This window comes from Aquitalea magnusonii, assembly GCF_002217795.2.
GTDB classification, from domain to species: Bacteria; Pseudomonadota; Gammaproteobacteria; order Burkholderiales; family Chromobacteriaceae; genus Aquitalea; species Aquitalea magnusonii_B.
Genome location: NZ_AP018823.1, coordinates 3,154,421 through 3,170,682, shown reverse-complemented (window position 1 = coordinate 3,170,682; position 16,262 = coordinate 3,154,421). Strand labels below are relative to the sequence as shown.

General features: G+C 61.0%; 20 protein-coding genes and 3 pseudogenes. 5 read left to right on the top strand and 18 right to left on the bottom strand.

Annotated features, from left to right (window positions below):
* Window positions 1-13: 13 nt before the first annotated feature.
* The 14 genes and pseudogenes from DLM_RS15090 to queC all read right to left on the bottom strand — a co-directional run bounded on the left by DLM_RS15090 (window position 14) and on the right by queC (window position 7,923).
* On the bottom strand, window positions 14-733 hold the full coding sequence (locus DLM_RS15090; protein WP_119313258.1) for a diguanylate cyclase domain-containing protein: 720 nt from the start codon (window positions 731-733) through the stop codon (window positions 14-16).
* A gap of 71 nt (window positions 734-804) precedes the next feature.
* A complete protein-coding gene (locus DLM_RS23420; protein ID WP_167467134.1) occupies window positions 805-942 on the bottom strand; it encodes a hypothetical protein in 138 nt (45 codons plus the stop codon).
* Between the two features lie 89 nt (window positions 943-1,031).
* Entirely contained in the window at window positions 1,032-1,544 is a 513-nt protein-coding gene (locus tag DLM_RS15085; RefSeq protein ID WP_089085667.1) for a hypothetical protein, read from the bottom strand.
* Window positions 1,545-1,569: 25 nt separating this feature from the next.
* On the bottom strand, window positions 1,570-2,412 hold the full coding sequence (gene serB, locus DLM_RS15080; RefSeq protein ID WP_089085668.1) for a phosphoserine phosphatase SerB: 843 nt from the start codon (window positions 2,410-2,412) through the stop codon (window positions 1,570-1,572).
* Between the two features lie 93 nt (window positions 2,413-2,505).
* Window positions 2,506-2,970 (bottom strand): DoxX family protein, encoded by a 465-nt coding sequence (locus DLM_RS15075; protein WP_089085669.1) that lies wholly within the window; start codon window positions 2,968-2,970, stop codon window positions 2,506-2,508.
* Between the two features lie 71 nt (window positions 2,971-3,041).
* Window positions 3,042-3,791, bottom strand: a complete 750-nt coding sequence (locus DLM_RS15070) for a DNA-binding domain-containing protein (RefSeq protein ID WP_089085670.1) — start codon at window positions 3,789-3,791, stop codon at window positions 3,042-3,044.
* Window positions 3,781-4,611 (bottom strand): DUF692 domain-containing protein, encoded by an 831-nt coding sequence (locus DLM_RS15065; RefSeq protein WP_089085671.1) that lies wholly within the window; start codon window positions 4,609-4,611, stop codon window positions 3,781-3,783. The genes DLM_RS15070 and DLM_RS15065 overlap by 11 nt, the downstream gene beginning before the upstream one ends.
* A 66-nt stretch (window positions 4,612-4,677) precedes the next feature.
* Window positions 4,678-4,932: a DUF2282 domain-containing protein gene (locus DLM_RS15060; RefSeq protein WP_089085672.1), complete on the bottom strand. Its 255-nt coding sequence runs from the start codon at window positions 4,930-4,932 to the stop codon at window positions 4,678-4,680.
* 100 nt (window positions 4,933-5,032) lie between these two features.
* A complete protein-coding gene (locus DLM_RS15055) occupies window positions 5,033-5,299 on the bottom strand; it encodes a DUF2282 domain-containing protein (RefSeq protein ID WP_089085673.1) in 267 nt (88 codons plus the stop codon).
* 254 nt (window positions 5,300-5,553) lie between these two features.
* Window positions 5,554-6,183, bottom strand: coding sequence for a 7-carboxy-7-deazaguanine synthase (gene queE, locus DLM_RS15050; protein WP_089085765.1), 630 nt, complete (start codon window positions 6,181-6,183; stop codon window positions 5,554-5,556).
* A 2-nt stretch (window positions 6,184-6,185) separates the two neighbouring features.
* Window positions 6,186-6,482 (bottom strand): annotated as a pseudogene (locus DLM_RS24070) (6-pyruvoyl trahydropterin synthase family protein); the annotation flags it as partial.
* Window positions 6,483-6,560: 78 nt separating this feature from the next.
* Window positions 6,561-6,914: pseudogene (locus DLM_RS24065) on the bottom strand (6-pyruvoyl trahydropterin synthase family protein); the annotation flags it as partial.
* Between the two features lie 138 nt (window positions 6,915-7,052).
* Window positions 7,053-7,217 (bottom strand): annotated as a pseudogene (locus tag DLM_RS24060) (hypothetical protein); the annotation flags it as partial.
* 1 nt (window position 7,218) lies between these two features.
* On the bottom strand, window positions 7,219-7,923 hold the full coding sequence (queC, locus tag DLM_RS15040; protein WP_089085766.1) for a 7-cyano-7-deazaguanine synthase QueC: 705 nt from the start codon (window positions 7,921-7,923) through the stop codon (window positions 7,219-7,221).
* A gap of 315 nt (window positions 7,924-8,238) precedes the next feature.
* Here queC and DLM_RS15035 point away from each other — a divergent pair, with 315 nt between their 5' ends.
* Complete coding sequence (locus DLM_RS15035) at window positions 8,239-9,174, top strand: diacylglycerol/lipid kinase family protein (RefSeq protein ID WP_167467132.1); 936 nt, start codon at window positions 8,239-8,241, stop codon at window positions 9,172-9,174.
* A 64-nt stretch (window positions 9,175-9,238) separates the two neighbouring features.
* Here the strand turns inward: DLM_RS15035 and DLM_RS15030 are convergent, their stop codons facing one another.
* The 4 genes from DLM_RS15030 to DLM_RS15015 form a co-directional block, all read right to left on the bottom strand.
* A complete protein-coding gene (locus DLM_RS15030; RefSeq protein WP_089085676.1) occupies window positions 9,239-9,916 on the bottom strand; it encodes a type 1 glutamine amidotransferase domain-containing protein in 678 nt (225 codons plus the stop codon).
* Between the two features lie 71 nt (window positions 9,917-9,987).
* Window positions 9,988-11,088, bottom strand: coding sequence for an N-ethylmaleimide reductase (gene nemA / locus DLM_RS15025; RefSeq protein WP_089085677.1), 1,101 nt, complete (start codon window positions 11,086-11,088; stop codon window positions 9,988-9,990).
* 33 nt (window positions 11,089-11,121) lie between these two features.
* Window positions 11,122-11,862: an NADPH-dependent oxidoreductase gene (locus DLM_RS15020; protein WP_089085678.1), complete on the bottom strand. Its 741-nt coding sequence runs from the start codon at window positions 11,860-11,862 to the stop codon at window positions 11,122-11,124.
* 101 nt (window positions 11,863-11,963) lie between these two features.
* On the bottom strand, window positions 11,964-12,575 hold the full coding sequence (locus DLM_RS15015; RefSeq protein ID WP_089085679.1) for a TetR/AcrR family transcriptional regulator: 612 nt from the start codon (window positions 12,573-12,575) through the stop codon (window positions 11,964-11,966).
* A gap of 653 nt (window positions 12,576-13,228) precedes the next feature.
* Between DLM_RS15015 and DLM_RS15010 the strand changes: the two genes are divergently transcribed.
* From DLM_RS15010 to DLM_RS14995, 4 genes are read left to right on the top strand one after another with little or no spacing between them, the layout of a single operon-like run.
* Entirely contained in the window at window positions 13,229-13,804 is a 576-nt protein-coding gene (locus DLM_RS15010) for a GspH/FimT family pseudopilin (RefSeq protein ID WP_167467131.1), read from the top strand.
* Complete coding sequence (gene pilV / locus DLM_RS15005) at window positions 13,801-14,418, top strand: type IV pilus modification protein PilV (RefSeq protein WP_089085681.1); 618 nt, start codon at window positions 13,801-13,803, stop codon at window positions 14,416-14,418. The genes DLM_RS15010 and pilV overlap by 4 nt, the downstream gene beginning before the upstream one ends.
* A gap of 8 nt (window positions 14,419-14,426) precedes the next feature.
* Window positions 14,427-15,392, top strand: a complete 966-nt coding sequence (locus tag DLM_RS15000) for a PilW family protein (protein WP_167467130.1) — start codon at window positions 14,427-14,429, stop codon at window positions 15,390-15,392.
* Window positions 15,374-15,919 carry a pilus assembly PilX family protein gene (locus DLM_RS14995; protein ID WP_089085682.1) on the top strand — a complete coding sequence of 182 codons (546 nt, stop codon included), beginning with the start codon at window positions 15,374-15,376 and terminating at the stop codon, window positions 15,917-15,919. Before DLM_RS15000 ends, DLM_RS14995 begins: the two co-directional genes overlap by 19 nt.
* Window positions 15,920-16,262 lie beyond the last annotated feature (343 nt).

The following is a 16,262-nucleotide window of genomic DNA, read 5'->3' as shown; positions in this document are numbered from 1 at the left end:
CCAGCAGACAGGCTCAGGGCTGGCGGTGTATGCAGTTTCCGCCCGCCATGCGTGCCTGATCCAGCGCGCCCTGCAGCCGTCCCAGCATGGCATTGGGTGATTGTTCGTCGGCGCGCAGCGCACTGATGCCCATGCAGGCCCCTGCCGGTCGTGCCTGCGCTCCGCTCAGGATGGCCGACTGGCTTAATGCCCGCAGCAGCCGGCTGGCCAGTTGCCCGGCTCCGGATAGTGAAGTGCCTGGCAGTAGCAGCAGGAAAACATCTTCTTCCTGCCGTGCTACCAGATCGCTGTCGCGGCTGGCCTGGATGCACAGGCTGCCGGCCAGTCTCAGCAACTGGCGTCGCAGCTCTGCCTGCTCCACGCCAGCGCCGGCAGCAGGCAAGCCGAGCAGTTGCAAGGCAATGCCGGATAAGGCACCGCCGTAGCGGCGGATGCGGCCGGTTTCGCCATGGGCGGCAGCAAGAAGCTGCGGCATGCTGATGATGCCGATGAGCAGGTCGTCTGCCGTAGCGGCTGCCTGCTGCGGCTGCAGATGTCTGATCAGCTCCAGCGAACGGGCCAGCAATTGCTGCTCAAAGTCCAGCAGTTGCCGCAGCAGTTGCTGTTCGCTGCGATCGCTGAAACTGATTACCTGGATGATGCTGCCATCGATCAGCACTTCCCGCAGCGAGAGCTGCACCGCAATCAGCCGCCCACCGCCGGTTTTCAGCGCTACGCTATGGTTGTACACCATGTCGTGGCCTGCCAGCAGGGTGGGAATCCGTGTATCGCCGTCCGGCAGAAAACGTGCCAGGGCCTGGCCGATCAGCTCGGCATGGGGGGGGCCAGTACAATGGCAGCCAACTGGTTGGCACCCAGAATGTGGCCGTCCTCCGGCTGCACCAACAGCAATCCGCCCTGTACGGTGTCGATCAGCGACTGAAAGGCTGGGAAGCTGGCCATGGTGGCAGACCTGAGTGCTTGGCGTGATGCCGGAGATTTCAGTCTATCCCAGTCGCCTGCGGATTTCCCGGTAAAAGCGGGGGGCCGGATCAGCGCTCCAGAATGGCGCGCCGATGGCGGCGGAATACCCAGCGCTCCCATAGCGGACTGGTTTGCTCGTCCGCCGGCAGTTGCAGCCTGGCGGTGATGGCATAGGATTCGTCAGGGGTTGGGCTCTGGGCTTCGATGCGGGCCGCCAGAAACAGCATCAGCGCCGAATCAGGGTTGGGCGACAGGGCAATCTGCACCGTATCGCCCACCCGCCAGGGGTGATCGGACAGCCAGGCAATGCTGTCCAGTCCCAGTCGGCAGGGGGTGAGCGGCGGACGTTCCGGATGGTGGCCCAGCAGGGCGATTTCCAGCGCCAGGTCCAGCTTGGCTTCCAGGCGGACCAGCATCGGGTCTGGTTCTTCCGGCGTTTCGCTGGGGGCGGCCAGCACGCGCAGTGCCAGCCGGGTTTCGCGCTGCTGCGCCGGGCTGCATTCCTCGTTGCTCAGCAGTTGCACGCTGAGCGGCAGCCGGGCATCGAAACTGGCACTATCCAGTGCCGGCAAGGCATTCATGGCATTCTCCCGGCGTAGCACTGCATCAGGCAAACAGCCTGGCCACGCCATCCAGTCCTACGATATTGATGGCAACATCGGCCTTGGCCTGCACCACCGGTTTGGCGCGGTAGGCCACACCCACGCCGGCTTCACCCAGCATCAGCAGGTCGTTGGCACCGTCACCCATGGCAATCACCTGTTGCGGACGCAAGCCAAGTTCTGTGCGCTTTTCGATCAGCAGGCGCTGCTTGGCGGCGGCATCCACGATATCGCCCACCACGCGGCCGGTCAGCTTGCCGTCCACCACTTCCAGTTGGTTGGCGTAAGCATAGTCCAGCCCCAGTTGTTGTTTCAGCCGCTCGGTAAAGAAGGTGAAACCACCGGAAACCAGCATGAAGCGGATGCCGTTTTCCTTGCAGCGGGCCAGCAGTTGTTCCGCGCCAGGGCTCAGTTGCAGGCGTTCTTGATATACCTTTTCCAGCGCGCTTTCCGGCAGGCCGGCCAGCAAGGCAACCCGTTCGCGCAGCGAGGCCGAAAAATCCAGCTCGCCACGCATCGAGCGTTCGGTAATGGCGGCTACTTGCGGCTTGATGCCTTGCATGTCGGCAATTTCATCAATGCATTCGATGGTGATCAGCGTCGAGTCCATATCGGACACCAACAGGCCGAAGTCGGCCAGTTTCAGGCTGCTGTCGACAAAGGCAAAGTCATAGCCCAGGGTCTGGCAGCAGGCGCTGATGGCATCGCGGCTGGCCGGGTCGGCATCTGCCAGCCTGGCCACGTCCGGGCTGGGCTGCTGGATGCTGCTGGCGCCGGCAAGGTTGGCCAGCTCCTGCAGTTCGCGGCTGTCGAGACGGGGGGATTGAATGACGAGGGTAGTGGACATGGGCGGGCATGGAATCTGTTGAGCAAGCCGCCATTATGCCACTTGCAGGCTCGCAGCCGGAATGGGGATGTGTCCCCATCCGGCGCTGTGGCTTCAATGCCCTCTGCGACGCTGGCGCCAGCGTTGCCAGGCGGCATCCAGCGCCAGGGTGCCGGGGCCGAAGGCGAAGAGTGCCAGCAGCAGCATGGCCCAGTAGTAATGGAACTGGCGGGTGACGTCGGTGAGGCCGGGGTAGCTGATCACCGCCATCAGGTTGACCACGAACAGCCCGGCGGCGGCAAAGCGGCCAAACAGCCCGACGGCCAGCAGGCTGGAAAACACGGTTTCGCCAAAGGTGCCCATTACCGCGGCCAGGGCGGGCGGCAGCAAGGGTACGTGGTATTCCTCGGTAAACAAGAGCAGGGTGGTGTCCCAGTCAGCCAGCTTGGTGAGGCCGGATTTGAAAAATACATTTGCCACCCACAGCCGGAACAGCAGCAGCACCAGCGGACGGGCGCAGTGACTGGCCTGGTCGAACAGTTGCTGCAGTGGCAGCAGTTTTGGTCTGAGAACTTGCATGGTCGGTCTCCCGTGCAGTGGACAAGCCGCACCCCTCCGCCAGGCCGACGGATGGTGAACCAGCTTTGGTTTTACAGTTGGTAGTGGCTGAGCAGGCCGTCGGCAAACAGGCGCGCCAGCCCGGCTTGCAGGTCGAAATCGTGTTGTGCCGACAAGGCCAGTCCGGCTGCTTCTTCCAGCAGCAAGCCCTGTTGCAGTGCCAGCAACAGGGCAGCCATGCCGGCTGTTTCTGCCTGTACGCGGACTTTGCCGGCATGGCGGCTGACCAGTGCCTGTTCGCCGCCGGACTCAAGGTCTACATTCAGCGTCTGGCCTGGCTGATGGCCCTGCCAGATGGCAACCACCGGCCAGGGCGATGACAGGGCCAGGCTGCTGTCACTCAGGCGCAAGCGTAGCTGGCCGAATTGATCCGGGTGGATGCCGCTCAGTGCCGTGGCCGCCAGCGGGGTCTGGTCGATGGCGTAATAGCTGCGATGCACCGCCCATTCCAGCCGGGCCACATCGGGCAGATACGGTAGTGCCTGTGCCGGTGGAAAATCCTGCAGGAAGTCGCCAAAACTGCCGCCATAGCGATGCAGATTGCCCGAGTGCGAGGCATGGCGCTTGCTGTATTCGCGCGCCAGCCCGGTCATGAATTCCGTGCCGACAATTTGGCCGCACACCGGGTAAATCATGTTCAGGGTTTCGATCAGGCCGACGCGGTAGTTGTTGCGATAGACCGCCAGCCCGGCAGGATGGAGTCCCAGTGTGGTGTCAGCGGCCTGGTCGGGGTGGGCGATCAGCTCCAGCAGCTCGGCCTGCCAGCGTGCTTCAGGCGTCATGACGCGCTCCTTGCAGGATGGTGTCGGCCTTGGCCGCTTCGGCCTGCAGTGTGTCCAGCGGCGGAATGTCCAGATCCCACTCGATCAGCGTCGGGCGTGGGCCAATATCGGCGATGACCTGGGCGTATAGCTGCCAGACGCCGGGGTGTACCGGCTGGCTGTGGGTATCCACCAGCATGCCGTCGCGCTCGCTATAGCCTGCCAGATGGATTTCGCCAATGGCCTCCGCCGGCAGGGCGGCCAGCACGGCCTGTACATCGGTTCCCAGATTGATGCCATTGACGTAGAGATTGTTGACGTCCAGCAGCAGGCCGCAACCGGTGCGCTTTACCAGCTCTGCCAGAAACTCGCCTTCGTTCATCTCGTTGCCGGGGTATTCCACATAGCTGGACAGGTTTTCCAGCAAGATGCGCCGCCCCAGCGCGTCCTGGGTTTCCGCCACATGGCTGGCAATTACCTCCAGCGCTGCGCTGGTGTAAGGAATGGGCAGCAGGTCGTTTACATAACGCTGCGCACTGTGGTTGAAGGACAGGTGTTCTGATACTGCCGCTGGCTGGATGGCATCCACCAGCCGTTTGAGCGCCGCCAGATGTTCTCCATCCGGGCGCACCAGCGAACCCAGTCCCAGTCCCACGCCGTGCAGCGACAGCGGATAGTGTTGCGCCACCCGCTGCAACATGGCCAGCGGCATGCCGCCATCAAAGAAGTTTTCGCTGTGTACTTCCACCCAGCCCAGCGGTGGCAGGGTGTCCAGCACCTGACGATAGTGGGGCGCACGCAGGCCGATGCCGGCAACGGCGGGAAGGGAAGACGCAGTCATGACCAGGTTTACCAGGAGAGAGGGGAGGAGGCTGCCGGCCCTGGCCGGCAACCGTGGCGGAGCGGATTACTTGGCCAGCTTGCCGCCCATTTTTTCGCAGCTGCCCTTGGCGACGTATTTCCAGTCGCCGGGGTCCTTGTCCTTGGTGGCCTGACCGGCGCAGGAGTGGCTGCCGGTGGCCGAGGCGCAGTCGTTCTTGCCGGCCTGGGCAATGCCGAAACATTTTTCTTTTTCTGCAGCAACAGCCGGGGTGGCGCTGAGGGCGCCCATGGCGACAACGGCACCGAGAGCGGAGGCGAGCAGGGCTTTGGATGCATTCATGGTGTTTCTCCTGTGGAACAAGATCAAGCAAGAGGGGGTGTTCTGTGCGGCATGGTGGGTCTACTTGGACCATGCCGCATGGCTATCTGCAATAGACTGCTTATTGTTTCATTGGTGCCATGGTATTGCCACCCATTTGCTGGCAGCTACCCTTGGCAAGCAGTTTCCAGTCGCCCGGGTCTTTATCCACCGTGGCCTGGCCTTTGCAGCCGTGTGCGCCGGTGGCGGAGGCACAGTCGTTCATGCCGGCCATGGCCACGCCATAGCATTTTTCCTGTTCTGCGGCCTGGGCGGGGGCGGCAGCCAGCGCAGCCAGGGTAACAACAGCGCCCATGGCGGAAGCAAGCAGAGTCTTGGAAGCGTTCATGTCAATCTCCTGTCGGGGGTAAGCGGCAAGTGCCGGGTTTCAGGAGTCAGTCGCACGGGCGGGGGCTTTCTTACACACTGGCAGAAAATATTTTGAAATTATTTGCATTTCGCTGCCATTGGCTGCTGTTGCAATACGTTCAATGCTGTTTCCGCCGGTCTGCTGCGTGACTGTCTCTGCAGTATCTGTCGGCCTCACTTGTGCTTTCTTACACGATCAGGCAAAAAAAATCGGGCGACTGTGCGCCCGACGGTTTAACGGATGTTGACCACCTTGTGTGTCTGCACCGACAGCCGCCAGCGCGGGTGTGCCATGCAGTAGGCAATGGCGGCGCGGGTATTGGCGGCCAGCTCCGGGCCATCCATCGGCTGCAGGTAGAAGGTGTCGAACTGCAAATGGGCGACGGTTTCCGGCAGCTGGGTGGCTTGCGGGTAGACCAGCTTCAATTCGTTGCCACGGGTTTGCAGCAGGGGTGAGCCGGCCTTGGGGCTGACGCAGATCCAGTCGATACCGTCCGGTGCGGCGATGGTGCCATTGGTTTCCACCGCGATTTCAAAACCCTCGGCATGCAGGGCATCAATCAGCGCGCTGTCCAGTTGCAGCAGCGGCTCGCCACCGGTGCACACCACATAGGGTGTGCCGCCGCTGCCTGCCGGCCATTGGCTGGCAATGCGGGCGGCCAGTGCGGCGGCGGTGGCAAACTTGCCGCCATCCGGGCCGGTGCCGACAAAATCGGTGTCGCAGAACTGGCAGACAGATTTGCTGCGGTCTTCCTCGCGGCCAGACCACAGATTACAGCCGCTAAAGCGGCAAAACACTGCAGCGCGGCCTGCTTGTCGGCCTTCGCCCTGCAGGGTGTAGAAGATTTCCTTGACCGTGTACATCTTCATTCCCCCTGCAGCAGCGGCCAGCGCATATCGTCATGGAACAGCAGCGATACCCCCTGATGGGCGTTTTCCATCAGGTCGATGCGTGCCAGTTCCGGCACCAGCGGCGACAGATGGGCATGCACCCATTCGGCCACCGACTGGCTGTGGCCGTCACGCACGCCAGCCAGTTTGTCCAGCGGGTTGTGGTCCAGTTGGCGGTAGATGGGCTTGAAGCGGTCTTTGACATCGCCAAAGTCCAGCAGCCAGCCCATGGTGCGGTCCAGGCTGCCGGTGAGCATCAGCCGCACCAGATAGCTGTGGCCGGTGTAGTTGCCATGGCTGTCGAACGGTACCGCGCTTTCAAAACGCTGCTCTTTCCAGATGCGGAAGCGCTTGCCATCGAACTGGCTGCCCGCGGTATGGGTTTCACGCACTTCCACCCAGGCCAGGCCTTGCAGTCCTGCGTCTTGCAGCGCGTGGTACAGCCAGGCGGCAATCACTTCGCTGGTGGGGTTTTCCAGTCCGGCGATGTCATTGAGATAGCGGTGGTTCAGCCGCAGGAACAGCGGTGCCCAGGCGGCTTCCAGCTGGGCCTGGCTGTGCTGGCGGGCATTGGCCACGATGCGTACGCCAAAACCATGGCCATGCAGGCGGCCGCATTTGTGGCCGGCTGGTACGTGGGGCAGGTGGTGGGCGGCTTCGAAGCTGGCGGCAATCCAGTGCAGTGCCGTGCCGTTTTCCAGCATCACGCCGCGCTCCGGCGCGCTTTGCAGCAGCAGGGCGGAGGGGCAGTTCAGCGCATCCTTGATGTGCTGGGCCAGGCTCAGGTCGTCGCACTGTGGCAGTTGCTGGTTGAGGTCGGCATAGTCAAGCGGGGCCAGGACTTGTGCCAGCGCGGCTTGCAGTTCGGCCTGTTCGATATGGGTGACATCGGCACGCGCCAGCACGCGGAAGCTGTGGCCATGCAGGCCCTGCAGGCGGTGTTCGTCACCGGCAACACGGCGGGCGGCTTCAAAGCGGCCACCGGCCAGCAGGCAGGATGCATGCATGTCAGGCCTCCTTGCTGCAGCGTTCGATCAGCGGGTCGGCCACGCCAGCTTCGGCAAAGCCCTTGGCGCGCAGCGCGCAGGAGGCGCAATGACCGCAAGGCGGCACCGCGCCGTTATAGCAGGTGTGGCTCCAGGCCAGTGCTTCCATTGCGCCTACTTGCTGCGCCAGGGTGACGGTTTCGGCCTTGCTCAGATACATCAGCGGGGTATGCAGCTCGACACGGCTGTCCATGCCCAGGCGTACCGCCAGTTGCAGCGCCTGCAAGGTGTTCTCGCGGCAGTCCGGGTAGCCGGAGTAGTCGGTTTGCGCCACACCGGTGACGATGTGACGGGCACCGCGGGTGTAACCGAAGGCAGCGGCAAAAGTGAGGAAAATCAGGTTGCGGCCGGGCACAAAGGTATTGGGCAGGGCGTCGTCATCGCGGCTGCCTTCTTCCGGCGTAATGCTGTCATCGGTCAGCGCATTGCCACCGATGGCGGCAAAGGTGTCGATGGGCAGTACGGTCTGGCGCACGCCAGCCATGGCGGCAATCTTGCGCGCGCAGTCCAGCTCCACGCGGTGGCGCTGGCCGTAGTCGAAGGTGACGGCTTCCACGTTGGCCGCGCCGAATTTCTGCAGCGCCCAGTAGAGGCAGGTGGTGGAGTCCTGACCGCCGGACAGCACGACCAGTGCTTTTTCCGCAGTCTTAGTGGTATTCGGTGTCATGGCGTGATCCATCGATAAACAGTCGAGGCAGTGGTGCTGGGGCTGCTTGCTTGGCCTTGCTGTGCAAGGTGCCGTTGCGGTGGCTGTACGCACGCGGGATCGGTCTCACCCGGCAGGTACTGTCAACCAAATGCAGCGCAGCAAAACAGCGTAATTTATCAGAAAACAGCCTTGCCAGCCAGTTGCCTGCCGTGATTAGTGCATTGATTTTACTGCCAGTGCGGCGGGAAATCGTGGTGCCGGCAACGGGAATGCCGGTATCAAAAGCCGGTTTTCTGGCTGATAATCCAACGGTTAATGTCCGATAGCTTATTTATGGTTCAGACCCGGCTGGTTTTCATCCTGCATGGCCTGCGCTGTCCGCGCAGCCTGCCCGATCGCCTGTTGCAACGTTTTGCCGCGCATTATCAGGTGGATATCCACATCACCACCTCGGCGGTGAGTGCCGAAGACATGGCCTTGCAGGCGGTAGCGCAGGGCTGTGATTACCTGATTGCCGTGGGCGGGGACGGCACCATCCACGAGGTAATCAATGGTGTGATGCGGGCGGATGCTGCCGCGCGAGAACGCGTGGCGGTGGGGGCGCTGCCGTTTGGCACCGGTAATGATTTTGTCCGTTCGCTGGGGGTGAACGATTCGCTGGAGCAACTGGAACAGTTGATTGCCAGCCAGCGCGTACGCCGCATCGACCTGGGGCGGCTCAGCCTGCGGGGAGAGGCCGGTGAGCGGGTGATCTGGTTTGGCAATATCGCTTCGCTGGGCATCAGCTCGGCCATTGTCGAGCAGGTACGCCGTCTGCCTGGCTGGCTGCCGGCCAGCGTGGCGTTCTATCTGTCCATCCTGCTGACCTTGCTGCGTTACCGGCCACGCCGCATGCAGCTGACCCTGGAGGGTGGCGAAGTCATCAGTGGTGATTTTCTCAGCCTGTGCGTGGCCAATGGCCGTTATTTCGGCAGCGGCCTTGGCATTGCGCCCATGGCAAGGCTGGATGACGGCCTGCTGGAAGTAGTGATGATCAAGCGCGGTGGCGGGCTGGACTTTTTGCGGCATCTGCCCAGCTTGCGCAAGGCGCAGCCGGTGCTGGACGAGCGGGTGCGTTACCTGAGTGTGCGCAGTCTGCGCATAGAGGGTCAGGCCTGCCCGCTGGAGGTGGATGGTGAGCTGGCAGGCTATGCGCCAGTCCATATCGAAGTGCTGCCGCAGGCGCTGCGCTGCCTGTCCGCCCTGGGGCCACAGGGCGTGGCGCATTAAGACCCGGCCGCAATAAAAAGGCCCCGCATGCGGCGGGGCCTGGCCGGGTGCGGCGGCGGTTTGCTTACAGCCGGGCCAGCAGCTTTTCGGCCACCAGTTCGGACGATGCCGGGTTCTGGCCGGTAATCAGCAGGCCGTCTTCGCGCACGAATACGCCCCAGTCCGGGCCTTTTTCATAAATGCCCCCCTTGGCTTGCAGCGCATCTTCCACCAGCAGCGGCACGATGTCAGTCAGCTGCACCGCATCTTCTTCGGTATTGGAAAAACCGGTGACTTTGCGCCCGGCCACCAGCGGCTGGCCTGCGGTATCGCGCGCATTCACCAGCACGGCTGATGCATGGCAGACGGCAGCCACCGGCTTGTTGGCGGCGATAAAGTCTTCAATCAGCTTGATGGAGGCGGCGTTGTCGACCAGATCCCACAGCGGACCATGGCCGCCGGGGTAGAACACGGCGTCAAAATCAGCGGCTTTGACGCTGTCCAGAGGCACGGTGTTGGCCAGTACGGCTTGCAGCGCGGGGTCCTGGTTGAAACGTTCGGTGGCCGGGGTGCTGAAGCTTGGGTCGGCGCTCTTGGGGTCGATCGGCGGTTGACCACCCTTGGGCGAGGCCAGGGTGATGGCCACACCCTTGTCGGCCAGCGCGTAGTAGGGCGCGGCAAATTCTTCGATCCAGAAACCGGTTTTGTGGCCGGTATTGCCCAGCGTGTCATGGCTGGTGAGGACAAACAGGACTTGTTTCATGGTGTGCCTTCTCGTGTGGTATATGCCGGGCCGTGTTGCCGGCCCGGCCATGTGTTATTGCTGATTCAGCTTCAGTGGTTCAGTGCCGGGTAGTCGGTGTAGCCCCGTGCATCGCCACCGTAGAAGGTGGCGGCATCCGGCGTGTTCAGCGCGGCACCGGCTTGCAGGCGTTCCACCAGATCCGGGTTGGCGATATAGCTGCGACCAAAGGCCACTGCATCGATATAGCCTTCGCCAATCAGCTTTTCCGCTTTTTCCGCGTTATAGCCACCGGCGGCGATGATTACCCCCGGATAACGCTTGCGGATTTCCTGACGGAAGGCTTCGCTCAGCGCCGGGCCACCGGCCCAGTCCGGCTCGGAAATGTGCAGGAAGGCCAGCTTGCGCTTGGCCAGTTGTTCGATCACATACAGCGCGATGTCTTGCTGCTCGACATTGGACACGCCATTGAACACGCCCAGCGGCGAAATGCGGATGCCCACATGTTCGGCATCCCATTCGGCCACCACGGCATCCACCACTTCCAGCAGGAAGCGGGCGCGGTTTTCCACGCTGCCGCCATAGGCATCGGTACGTACATTGGCTTCCGGCGACAGGAACTGGTCCAGCAGATAGCCGTGCGCGCCGTGGATTTCCACCAGATCGAAACCGGCGCGGCGCGCGTTGTCGGTGGCGCGGCGGTAGTCTTCCAGAATGTCTTCCAGCTCGGATACTTCCAGTGCGCGCGGTTCATCGCAGGGTACGCGGGCCAGGCTGCCATCCGGCTGGCGCACATTGGTATTGCTTTCGGCGCGGATGGCCGACGGTGCTACCGGTGCTTCGCCATCCGGCTGCAAGGAGCGGTGCGAGATACGGCCGGTATGCCATAGTTGCAGCGCGGTCTTGCCGCCAGCGGCATGCACCGAGGCATTCACCTTGCCCCAGGCGGCCACCTGTTCTTCGCTGTAAATACCCGGCGCACCGGCATAGCCCTTGGCGGTGCGGGAGATGTGGGTGCCTTCGGCAATGATCAGCCCGGCGCTGGCGCGCTGGGTGTAGTACTGCACCGACAGATCGGTGGGGACGTCGCCCGGTTCGGTATTGCGCAGGCGGGTAAGCGGGGCCATGGCAATGCGGTTGTTCAGGGTGACGGCACCCACTTGCAGCGGGGTAAACAGTTTATCCAGACTCATTTGAGCTTCTTCCTCTAGGCAAAGACAAGTTGATCAACGGTCAAAACCAAAGCCCTGCTTGCGGGCAACCGGGGCGACTTCGGGGAAATACACCTTCTGGTAGTACTGGGCGGTATTGGCGCTCCACGGCAGGCCATCCGGGCGGCCAATCTGCTGCCAGTAGCTGGCCAGCGTCTGGTCGTACTGGCGGATTTGTTCCGGCAACTGTGCGGCCTGGTAGTGTTCGTGATGGATAAAGCTCTCACGCGGCAGGCGCGGTTTGATGCTGCTGTCCTGATCAACATAGCCCAGAGCCACGCCAACAATGGGGAAGGTCAGTTCCGGCAGTTGCAGCAGTTCGATCATGGCTTGCGGATTGCGGCGGATGCCGCCGATCGGCACCACACCTAGGCCGGCAGCGCGGGCGGCGGTCATCAGGTTGCCCAGTGCAATACCTGCATCCACGGCACCGACGGCAAAGCCTTCCACGCTGTCCTGAATCACCTGCTCGGCACCGGCTGCTTCCACGCCAAGACGGGTCTTGTAGAAATCCACCACCAGGGTGACAAATACCGGGGCCTGGGCAATCCACGGCTGGCCACCGGCCAGGGCGGCAATCTGCTGGCGGCGCGCGGCGTCCTGCACCACCACCAGCGACACCTGCTGGCCATTGATGGAGGTGGGGCCTTTCCAGGCAGCGTCCAGCACCGCGTCCAGTACCTCGGCGGGGACGGGTTTGTCCTGATAGCTGCGAATACTGCGATGTTGTTGCATCAGTTCCAGTGTGCTGTTCATGGCATTCTCCCGTGTGGGTGAAAATAAATAGACCGGTCGTCTAGTTGATGTGTCAAAAATACCCGCCGCAAGGGCGGGCAAGATAAATGGGTATTGCTGCGTCAGCCTGCCTGACAGTCGCCCGGCTTGAGCATGGCGTCGGTCAGCGCCTGTGCCTGCAGCATGGGCTGCTGGGTGTGTTGCACCTTGAACAGCAGGGCGGAACCTACCCACAGGCTGTACAGACTGCCCGCGGTGTCTTCGGCTGACAGCCGGGTACACAGGCTGCCTTCCTGCTGCCCGCGGCGGATACAGTCGGCCAGGCGGACAATCACCCGCCCCATGCCCTCGGCCAGCGCTTCGCGCATCGGCTCGGACAGGTCGGAGACCTCGGCGGCCAGCTTGATGGCCAGACAGCTCTGGCTGTTTTCCTCACAGCGGTGGTTATCCAGCCAGCCGGAGAAGTAGCGCAGCAAACAGCTACGCGCATCGCCTTGGCTAGGGTCCAGTGTTTCCAGCAGGCGCGCATCGTAATGTTCGAAGTAGCGCTGCAGCATCTCTACCCCAAAGCCTTCCTTGGAACGGAAGTAATGGTAGAAGGAGCCTTTGGGTACACCGGCACAGCCGAGGATTTCGGCCAGGCCAACAGCAGAAAACCCCTTGCCCAGGATGATGGATTCTCCTGTGGCAAGCAGGTGTTCGCGGGTATCGGAAAACTGGCTGGGTCGTGACATGGGCAGATAGTACTAGACCAGTCGTCTAGTTTGCAAGTGTTCTTTTGCGGCCCACCGCGGTGTGACTGCAGAACCCTGCCAGCCTCAGGGCTGAAAACGACGGGTTTGATGGTGGGCATTGCTGCGCCAACCGTGGTGGGGCGCTGGTCGGGGGCCGGCTTGGTGTCTGCCCGTCTGCGCCAGAGGTTTCGCGCTGCTCACACAAAACTGCTGCTGCGTTGCGCCTCCTTGCCGTACTGCTTGTACGGTCTGTATCAGTGTGCCTTACCTCAGGGAGGCTACGCGCTTGTTAGCCGCTCTTAGCGTCATCTACAGGATGGTTTTTAAATTTATTAGTTATTAATTTAAAAAAATAAAAAAACTTTAAACATTGCATTGATTGTTTGCTTAGGAATATCTGAAAGATTCCACGAAATAGATATCTGTTACGCGAGATATATCTTAATCATGCGTTTGATTTTTCTCATAACAACAATCGCAAAATCTTGTAAATGCAGTTTACCTATGTAGAATGCATTTTATTTCTACTACCGCTTGGAATTTGCATGTTGCAGTGCAATCCACATGCATAAAAATGTGACGTTATGCACCTGATGCCCAGTCCTACAACAAGCAGGCCACGCCCGGTGCATGGGGGCGCGGGTGGTTTCACCTTGGTTGAACTGCTGGTCACCATCAGCGTGGCGGCAATGGTGATGGCCATTGCCGCTCCGGCCATGCAAGCACTGGTTGCCACCAACAAGATTGCCACTGAGGCCAACCGCGTGGTGGCGGGCTTCAACTATGCCCGTACCGAGGCGGTACGGCGCAACCAGCCGGTGTATGTCTGCTCGGCCAATCTGAATGTCAATACCAAGGTCATCAGCGGCTGCCTGGATCAGCAGGTAAGCAATCTGTATGACTGGGGTTTTGGCCAGTTGATTTATGCCGACAACCTCACCACCGGCACCATGGGCAGCTATGACAGCGGCGAGGCCATCAAAACCTTCAGCTACTACGGCGAGATGAATAACGGCGCCAAGCTGAACCTGGTGATGTCGGCCAGCCCGGTGGCCACGGTGAAGCAGATTGCCTTTGGCAGTGATGGCCGCCTGCTGGACGGTAACAGCCGCAAGCTGGTGTTACAGGACAGCACCAACAATCTGTGCCGGGTCATCCTGATTGCCGGCTCAGGGCGCAGCAAGGCATGTGACACGGCCAATGACAATAGCTGCGGAGCCTGCTCATGAATAAAACATCCGGTTTCACCATGCTGGAAGTGCTGGTGTCCATTCTGATTGTGGGTGTCGGCATGCTGGCGATTGCCGGCATGCAGGGGCGTACCCTGAAAACCGTGCGCGAAGCGGAAACGCAGGCGGTGGCTGCCATGCTGGCTGGTGAGGTGGCCGATGCCATGCGTGCCAACGCCAGTGCCACCATCAATGCCAGCGGCAGTGTCACCGAAGACTGGTCCAATTATGTGGAAACCAGCTATAGCGATCACAGCTCGGCCCCGATCACCCTGTGCGCAGCGGCCAGTGCCACGGCCTGCACCAGCGCCCAAATGGCGGCGTACGACCTCTATCAGTTCAAGAGCAGCCTGGCCTCGGCCTTTGTCGACAGCAACCGCTCCAGCGTGCGGGCCATTGTCTGTCGCGACAGCACCGCCTCATCCACCATCAATTTTGATGACAGCAAACTCGGCGGCTGTACCGGTGGCAGCAAGCTGATGATACGAGTGGCCTGGAAAGCGGCGATGGAAAAAAACGCCAATGCCGCGCTGGGCAGTAACGCGGCCAATCGTGCAGCCTCAGCCACCAGCAGTACCCGTGTCTATGGCTATGTCTTGCAGTTTGAACCATGAGTAATGCAATGAAACGGATGCGTGGTTTTACCCTGATTGAGCTGATGGTGTCACTCACCATCGGCATGATGGTGCTGGGCGCGGTGGTGGCGGTGTATATCAACAGCAAGCGTACTTTTACGGTGGTGAATCAGCGGATTGCCATGCAGCAAGATGCGCGCATTGCCTTGATGCAGATAGCGCGCGACCTGCGCATGGCGGGCAGCTATGGCTGCGCCACGCTGGATGCCAACAATACCGCTGCATCGCAGGCAGTGACGGTGGATACCAGTGCGGTGAGTGCGCCTGAGGTTTACCAAACCTTCATCACCAGTGGCGGCAGCTACCTGCCATTCATGGCCTATGCCTCTGGTACTGCCGGCAGTTGGTTGAACGGACAGACCGCCTCATCCGCGGTTGATGTGCTGGCCGTGCAGTATGGACGCGGGACGGCCCAGGCCACGGCCATTGCCTCCGGCGGGCAGGCCACGTTTTCGGCCAACAGCAATAAGCAGCGTACCTACACGGTGGGGCAGAAGTTCTGGGTAGCCAGCACCTGCCAGAAAATCCTGCTGGAGAAAACCGATGCGGGTCTCGCTTCGGCCGGGGTGACGGTGAACGTGGGCAGCATGACCTCCGGTGCCGACATCATGGACCTGGTTTCGCGCGCCTATTTTGTCAACAGCAGCAGCGCACTGGTGATGACCGAGCTGGGGCAGGCCGGCACCTTGCAGGGGCCGAACGAGTTGATCGGCAATATCACCAAGCTGCAATACGAGTACGGTGAAGTCACCGACAGCGTCAACTGTCTGGTGACCTACAAGGACCGGTCCTCGGTGGGTAACTGGCGCAATGTTTCCTCGGTACGCATCAGCATGACGGTACGCAGTCAGAACCAGGTGCCGCTGGCCAGCGGCAATAGCTATGGCTACCTGACCCAGACCTACCAGACCACCGCCGCCATCAGGGGCAAGCAATGTTACAAGTCCAGTTGAAATCCATGCCTGCTGGCGCACAAGCTGGTGCCAGCCTGATTGTCTCCCTCATTTTGCTGGCGGTGATTGCCTTGCTGGTGGTGTACGGTGCCCAGCCCATGCTCACCGAGCAGAAAATCTCCAGCAACCAGAACGACCGCAATATGGCCTTCCAACTGGCGGAACTGGGCTTGAAGGCTGGTGAGAGCTATGTGGCCACCAACAAGCCGGCGCTCAGCTCGTTTGCTGCAGATTGTACCGGTGGCCTTTGTCTGCCCAGCCAGTCGGCGGGCGGTACCAATGCCTGGGAACGCAGCAATGTATTTACCGGCAGTTATAACAATTCACTGCAATGCACCAGTTGCACCTTCAGCGCTGGCTCAGACAGCCAGCAAAAGCCGCGTTACATCGTGGAGTTGCTGGACACTAACTATTCCGATGCGATAACCGGCACCACCGGCGTTACGCTGTATCGCATCACCTCCCGAGCCTGGGGCCGCAATGCCAATACCCAGGTCACCTTGCAAAGTTATTACGTGGTTTCCTGAGGCCGCTGTCCATGTCCCGTTCCCATTTCCGTATTACGGCTGCTGCGCTGGCGCTGTGTTCGACGACTGGCTTTGCGGCAAGTCTGTATCCTGCGGTTCCGCTATACCTCAATCAGAAAACCGTGCGGCCCAATATCGCCTTGATGGTGGATGATTCGGGCAGTATGAAGGATGCGCCAAATGGTCGGTCCATCACCACGACTAATCCTTCAAAAATTACGATTGCCAGAAAAGTTCTGACCAATTTGTTGAATAATAACTGGGATATGGCGTATTGGGGCTTGTTTCATTTTAATTATGGTCCATATTCTCGGTGGTATGGGGGTTATGTTCCGCTACGGTC

Coding starts and splice junctions, on each gene's coding strand:
- DLM_RS15090 (WP_119313258.1), bottom strand. CDS start 733: ATGGTGTACAACCATAGCGTAGCGCTGAAAACCGGCGGTGGGCGGCTG.
- DLM_RS23420 (WP_167467134.1), bottom strand. CDS start 942: ATGGCCAGCTTCCCAGCCTTTCAGTCGCTGATCGACACCGTACAGGGC.
- DLM_RS15085 (WP_089085667.1), bottom strand. CDS start 1,544: ATGAATGCCTTGCCGGCACTGGATAGTGCCAGTTTCGATGCCCGGCTG.
- serB (WP_089085668.1), bottom strand. CDS start 2,412: ATGTCCACTACCCTCGTCATTCAATCCCCCCGTCTCGACAGCCGCGAA.
- DLM_RS15075 (WP_089085669.1), bottom strand. CDS start 2,970: ATGCAAGTTCTCAGACCAAAACTGCTGCCACTGCAGCAACTGTTCGAC.
- DLM_RS15070 (WP_089085670.1), bottom strand. CDS start 3,791: ATGACGCCTGAAGCACGCTGGCAGGCCGAGCTGCTGGAGCTGATCGCC.
- DLM_RS15065 (WP_089085671.1), bottom strand. CDS start 4,611: ATGACTGCGTCTTCCCTTCCCGCCGTTGCCGGCATCGGCCTGCGTGCG.
- DLM_RS15060 (WP_089085672.1), bottom strand. CDS start 4,932: ATGAATGCATCCAAAGCCCTGCTCGCCTCCGCTCTCGGTGCCGTTGTC.
- DLM_RS15055 (WP_089085673.1), bottom strand. CDS start 5,299: ATGAACGCTTCCAAGACTCTGCTTGCTTCCGCCATGGGCGCTGTTGTT.
- queE (WP_089085765.1), bottom strand. CDS start 6,183: ATGTACACGGTCAAGGAAATCTTCTACACCCTGCAGGGCGAAGGCCGA.
- queC (WP_089085766.1), bottom strand. CDS start 7,923: ATGACACCGAATACCACTAAGACTGCGGAAAAAGCACTGGTCGTGCTG.
- DLM_RS15035 (WP_167467132.1), top strand. CDS start 8,239: ATGGTTCAGACCCGGCTGGTTTTCATCCTGCATGGCCTGCGCTGTCCG.
- DLM_RS15030 (WP_089085676.1), bottom strand. CDS start 9,916: ATGAAACAAGTCCTGTTTGTCCTCACCAGCCATGACACGCTGGGCAAT.
- nemA (WP_089085677.1), bottom strand. CDS start 11,088: ATGAGTCTGGATAAACTGTTTACCCCGCTGCAAGTGGGTGCCGTCACC.
- DLM_RS15020 (WP_089085678.1), bottom strand. CDS start 11,862: ATGAACAGCACACTGGAACTGATGCAACAACATCGCAGTATTCGCAGC.
- DLM_RS15015 (WP_089085679.1), bottom strand. CDS start 12,575: ATGTCACGACCCAGCCAGTTTTCCGATACCCGCGAACACCTGCTTGCC.
- pilV (WP_089085681.1), top strand. CDS start 13,801: ATGAATAAAACATCCGGTTTCACCATGCTGGAAGTGCTGGTGTCCATT.
- DLM_RS15000 (WP_167467130.1), top strand. CDS start 14,427: ATGAAACGGATGCGTGGTTTTACCCTGATTGAGCTGATGGTGTCACTC.
- DLM_RS14995 (WP_089085682.1), top strand. CDS start 15,374: ATGTTACAAGTCCAGTTGAAATCCATGCCTGCTGGCGCACAAGCTGGT.